The sequence below is a fragment of the Providencia sp. JGM181 genome, assembly GCF_018257375.1.
In the GTDB taxonomy this organism is placed as follows: Bacteria; Pseudomonadota; Gammaproteobacteria; order Enterobacterales; family Enterobacteriaceae; genus Providencia; species Providencia lanzhouensis.
The window spans coordinates 1-4537 of the sequence record NZ_JAERJY010000201.1 but is presented as its reverse complement, the minus strand read 5'-3'; the positions used below and the strand labels follow the sequence as shown (position 1 = coordinate 4537).

The 4537-nt window shown below is 40.2% G+C and carries 3 protein-coding genes, 5 tRNA genes, 1 rRNA gene and 1 pseudogene; 9 read left to right on the top strand and 1 reads right to left on the bottom strand.

Features of this window, described 5'->3' with window-relative positions:
• The first annotated feature begins 117 nt into the window (after positions 1–117).
• From JK188_RS16515 to birA, 4 genes are all read left to right on the top strand, one after another.
• A tRNA-Thr gene (locus JK188_RS16515) sits at positions 118–193 on the top strand.
• A 29-nt stretch (positions 194–222) separates the two neighbouring features.
• A 5S ribosomal RNA gene (gene rrf / locus JK188_RS16510) occupies positions 223–338 on the top strand.
• Positions 339–513: 175 nt separating this feature from the next.
• Positions 514–1548: a UDP-N-acetylmuramate dehydrogenase gene (gene murB / locus JK188_RS16505; protein ID WP_211888013.1), complete on the top strand. Its 1035-nt coding sequence runs from the start codon at positions 514–516 to the stop codon at positions 1546–1548.
• The gene (gene birA, locus JK188_RS16500; protein WP_211888012.1) at positions 1545–2522 is read left to right on the top strand and encodes a bifunctional biotin--[acetyl-CoA-carboxylase] ligase/biotin operon repressor BirA; all 978 of its coding nucleotides are present in this window, start codon (positions 1545–1547) and stop codon (positions 2520–2522) included. Before murB ends, birA begins: the two co-directional genes overlap by 4 nt.
• Before the next feature lie 32 nt (positions 2523–2554).
• Here the strand turns inward: birA and coaA are convergent, their stop codons facing one another.
• Entirely contained in the window at positions 2555–3505 is a 951-nt protein-coding gene (gene coaA, locus JK188_RS16495) for a type I pantothenate kinase (RefSeq protein ID WP_036950939.1), read from the bottom strand.
• Between the two features lie 427 nt (positions 3506–3932).
• Between coaA and JK188_RS16490 the strand changes: the two genes are divergently transcribed.
• From JK188_RS16490 to JK188_RS16470, 5 genes and pseudogenes are all read left to right on the top strand, one after another.
• Positions 3933–4008 (top strand) — tRNA-Thr (locus tag JK188_RS16490).
• Between the two features lie 15 nt (positions 4009–4023).
• Positions 4024–4108: transfer RNA gene (locus JK188_RS16485), tRNA-Tyr, on the top strand.
• Between the two features lie 71 nt (positions 4109–4179).
• Positions 4180–4254, top strand: a tRNA-Gly gene (locus tag JK188_RS16480).
• 6 nt (positions 4255–4260) lie between these two features.
• Positions 4261–4336: transfer RNA gene (locus tag JK188_RS16475), tRNA-Thr, on the top strand.
• A 123-nt stretch (positions 4337–4459) separates the two neighbouring features.
• Positions 4460–4537: pseudogene (locus JK188_RS16470) on the top strand (GTP-binding protein); the annotation flags it as partial.

Here is a 4537-nt window from a genome sequence, read left to right as displayed (position 1 = left end):
CTCAGCAGTGAAACGCCGTAGCGCCGATGGTAGTGTGGGGTCTCCCCATGTGAGAGTAGGGAACTGCCAGACATTAATTTTTAAGGTTGTGTCAGTGCTGACTGACCGTACCATATTGCTGATATGGCTCAGTTGGTAGAGCACACCCTTGGTAAGGGTGAGGTCCCCAGTTCGAATCTGGGTATCAGCACCATGAATACTAAAATAATTTAAAAGAATTTACCTAGCGGCAATAGCGCGGTGGTCCCACCTGACCCCATGCCGAACTCAGTAGTGAAACGCCGTAGCGCCGATGGTAGTGTGGGGTCTCCCCATGTGAGAGTAGGGAACTGCTAGGTTTTAAATATAAGAAGCCACCCAATGGGTGGCTTTTTGCTATCTAACGATCTGTACTTTTCAAAACTCTTCTCAATTTCTTACTTATCATATTATTTCCACCTACATGCTATTCACTGCTAGGTCTGGCTGATAGACTTATAAAAACTTAGATTATTATTTGAAATGAAGGTAGCAATGAACCTGACCGCCGAACTCAAATCACTTAATAGCTTCGGTATTGATGCCAAAGCTATTAAGGTGAATATTGTACAAAGCGCTGATGCGCTGTACCAACAGTGGACAACAGCAAAAAATGACAATCTTCCAGTACTGCTATTAGGCGGGGGAAGCAATGTGTTATTTACTGAAGACTTTGAAGGTGTGGTCATTGTAAACAGAATTAAGGGGATCGAAATTACTGAGTCTGCAGATGCTTGGCATGTACACGCATCCGCGGGGGAAAACTGGCATCAACTACTTGAAACATTGCTTCATAAAGGAATATATGGCGCAGAGAATTTAGCGCTGATCCCTGGATGCGTAGGTTCTGCACCGATACAAAATATTGGAGCTTATGGCTTAGAGCTAAAAGATATTTGTGAATATGTGGATATCCTCTGCTTAAATACAGGTCGAATCACTCGAATCCTTGCTGAAGAATGCGGTTTTGGATATCGAGACAGTATCTTTAAACATGAATATCAGAATTCACATGCGATTATCAGCGTTGGATTGATTTTTGCTAAGGAATGGTCACCAAAGCTAACATATGGTGATTTAGCTAAGCTCGATCCTAATACTGTAACGCCTTCTGATGTGTTTGATACGGTATGTGCGACTCGCAGAAGTAAATTACCGGATCCCGCTGTAACAGGTAATGCTGGTAGTTTCTTTAAAAATCCGGTCGTCTCTGGTGAACTCGCGGAGACAATCAAAGCTAGCTATCCTAATTGTCCTCAATACGCTCAGGCAGATGGAAATGTGAAATTAGCGGCAGGTTGGTTGATTGACCAATGTGGCTTAAAAGGTTATGAACTAGGTGGTGCTGCAGTTCATACACAGCAAGCTTTGGTATTGATCAATAGAGAGAATGCGACAGGAAAAGATATTGTGGAGCTCGCTAAGCATGTCAGCCACACAGTTGCACAGCATTTCGATATATTTTTGGAGCCTGAAGTTCGTTTTATAGGACGAAATGGAGAGGTCAATGCGATGGACTGTATACAATGAAAGAGATGAGTATTCCATTACAGGTTATCGATATTTTGGCGGATGGACAAATTCATTCAGGAGAACAACTGGGTGAACGCTTAGGAATGACGAGAGCGGCAATTAACAAACATATTAAAACATTGCGCTCATGGGGTCTTGATATTCAAACTGTGACTAGCAAAGGATATCAGCTTCCTTCGCAAATTAACCTACTGAGTAAAGAACGCATTGAACAGTATGTTACTGACTCTAATGTTATAGTTGAACCGGTTATCGATTCAACTAACCAATATATGTTGGATCGAATCCCTCATCTGCAATCTGGGGATACTTGCTTAGCTGAATACCAAAGTGCAGGAAGAGGTCGTCGTGGGCGCCAATGGATTTCGCCATTCGGATGTAACCTTTACCTTTCAACATATTGGAAGTTAGAACAAGGTCCTGCTGCTGCGATTGGTTTGAGCTTAGTGGTTGGTATTGTGATTGCCGAAACCTTAAATAAATTATGTGGAAATAAAGTCAAAGTTAAATGGCCTAATGACCTCTACATGAATGATAAGAAGCTTGCTGGAATTCTGGTTGAACTAACCGGTAAAACTGGTGATGCAGCGCATATTATTATTGGTGTTGGTATCAATATTGGTATGAGTAAAAATATCATTAAAAAAGAAGAAACAATTAATCAAGCTTGGTCTGCATTAATTGATGAAATTGAAAATATTGAGAGAAATGAATTAGCAGGAAATATTATTAATTCATTAAAAGAATCATTACGTATATTTGAAAAACAAGGGTTGAAACCATTTTTATCTCGGTGGTTTGAATTAGATAACTTTTTAGATCGCAAAGTTAAGCTATTGATTGGTAATGATATTGTTATTGGTGTTGAAAGAGGGATAAATGAGCAGGGTGCTCTGTTATTACAAAAAGAAAATGGAGAAATTATTCCCTATATTGGCGGTGAAATATCATTAAGATCGAATGAGAGTTAATTAAATTGGCCGGATAATACCGGCCTTATTAACTATTTTCTTAAGCGTACATTCCGAATAGAATGATTTTCGCCCTTAGTCATAATTAAACTTGCCCGTTCTTTAGTTGGCAAAATATTCTCTTCAAGATTTAAACCGTTAATCTCATCCCAAATAGAACTTGCCACATTGATAGCTTCTTCTTCACTGAGCTTAGAGTAATTATGGAAATATGAATCGGGATCAGAAAACGCACCTTGTCTAAATTTCAAAAAGCGTCCGATATACCATTGCTTCAGTAATTGAGGATCGGCATCAACATAAATGGAAAAATCAACAAAATCAGAAACAAAGACATGGTGAGGATCTTGAGGGTAGTCCATATCACTTTGCAGGACGTTTAACCCTTCTAATATTAAAATATCAGGTTGATCGATAACTTGTGTCTGATCAGGAACTATATCGTAGGTTAAATGCGAATAAACAGGCGCTGCAACATTGCGTGCTCCTGACTTGATTTGAGAAACAAAGTTAACCAACTTTCTCATATCGTAAGACTGGGGAAAGCCTTTTTTCTTCATTATATCTTTGTCGCGTAAGACTTGGTTTGGATATAAGAAGCCATCGGTAGTAATCAAGTCAACTTTTCGATGTTCAGGCCAACGGGTCAGTAGCGCTTGTAGCAAACGGGCGGTCGTACTTTTTCCTACAGCAACACTACCAGCGATACCAATGATATAGGGTACTTTTGCACCATTAGTTCCTAAAAATTGCTCTAACACCGCCTGACGGCGCAAATTGGAACTTATATAAAAGTTCAGCAGACGCGACAGAGGAAGATAAATTTCGATGACATCATCCATGGAGAGCTCTTCATTAATACCTTTCAGTTCAAGAAGCTCACTTGATGATAATGTTAGAGGAACAGAATCACGCAAAGTGGCCCAATGCTCTCTATCGAACTCTAAATATGGTGTCGTCATAAAATTTTCTTTTTGTTTCATAAGCCAACATCTGCCTATTGTGTGCAGGTTGGACAGGCTGCTAAAGCATCTGTATCCATAGAATTTGATAGCATCATAGCGAGTGAAGGGAAGTAGGCGTAGGTTTTTTTGTGTTTTATGTGAATTTTTTTTGACGTATGCAAAAAAAAGCAGGACTTTTGCTGAAAAACTAAACGATCAAAACAGGAGGAAAACTGTGATAGTGAATAAAAAAATTATATTTTACGAAACCAAACTTGATAACGGTGCTTTACTCCTCAGATTATAATCGATTATAGTTAATGGCTGCTGTTGATGTTTTAATCTTAAAATAGATAAAAAATCAACAAAATCGCAAAAAGTGAATAAAATATGAGCGAATGAACAAAAAATTAAATTTTTTTGTTGCAACCTGCGCTCACTCTTCCTAGAATGCGCAGCACTTGATGCCGGCATAGCTCAGTTGGTAGAGCAACTGACTTGTAATCAGTAGGTCCCGAGTTCGACTCTTGGTGCCGGCACCATTAAAAATTTGGATAGGTGGGATACCCAAGCGGCCAAAGGGAGCAGACTGTAAATCTGCCGTCACAGACTTCGAAGGTTCGAATCCTTCTCCCACCACCATCTCCAATAAGCTTCTATAAGCTTTGCGGAAAACAGTTTAACAGCTGATAACTCAGGTAGCCGAGTTCATTGCGGGCATCGTATAATGGCTATTACCTCAGCCTTCCAAGCTGATGATGCGGGTTCGATTCCCGCTGCCCGCTCCAAGATGTGCTGATATAGCTCAGTTGGTAGAGCACACCCTTGGTAAGGGTGAGGTCGGCAGTTCGAATCTGCCTATCAGCACCACTTCCCCGATGTTCTCAATTATCTCCTGTTTTGTCTCCTGTAAAGAAAGAATACAAGCGAATTTAATCCTTGCTTGGTTGATGTGGTTTAACCACCGATTCCGTGTCTTAGAGGGACAATCTAATGTCTAAAGAAAAATTTGAACGTTCAAAACCGCACGTTAACGTTGGTACAATCGGCCACGTTGACCATGGTAAAACT

What these genes read in the sequence shown, in the direction of transcription:
- murB (WP_211888013.1), top strand. Translation starts at nt 514, where the DNA reads ATGAACCTGACCGCCGAACTCAAATCACTTAATAGCTTCGGTATTGAT.
- birA (WP_211888012.1), top strand. Translation starts at nt 1,545, where the DNA reads ATGAAAGAGATGAGTATTCCATTACAGGTTATCGATATTTTGGCGGAT.
- coaA (WP_036950939.1), bottom strand. Translation starts at nt 3,505, where the DNA reads ATGAAACAAAAAGAAAATTTTATGACGACACCATATTTAGAGTTCGAT.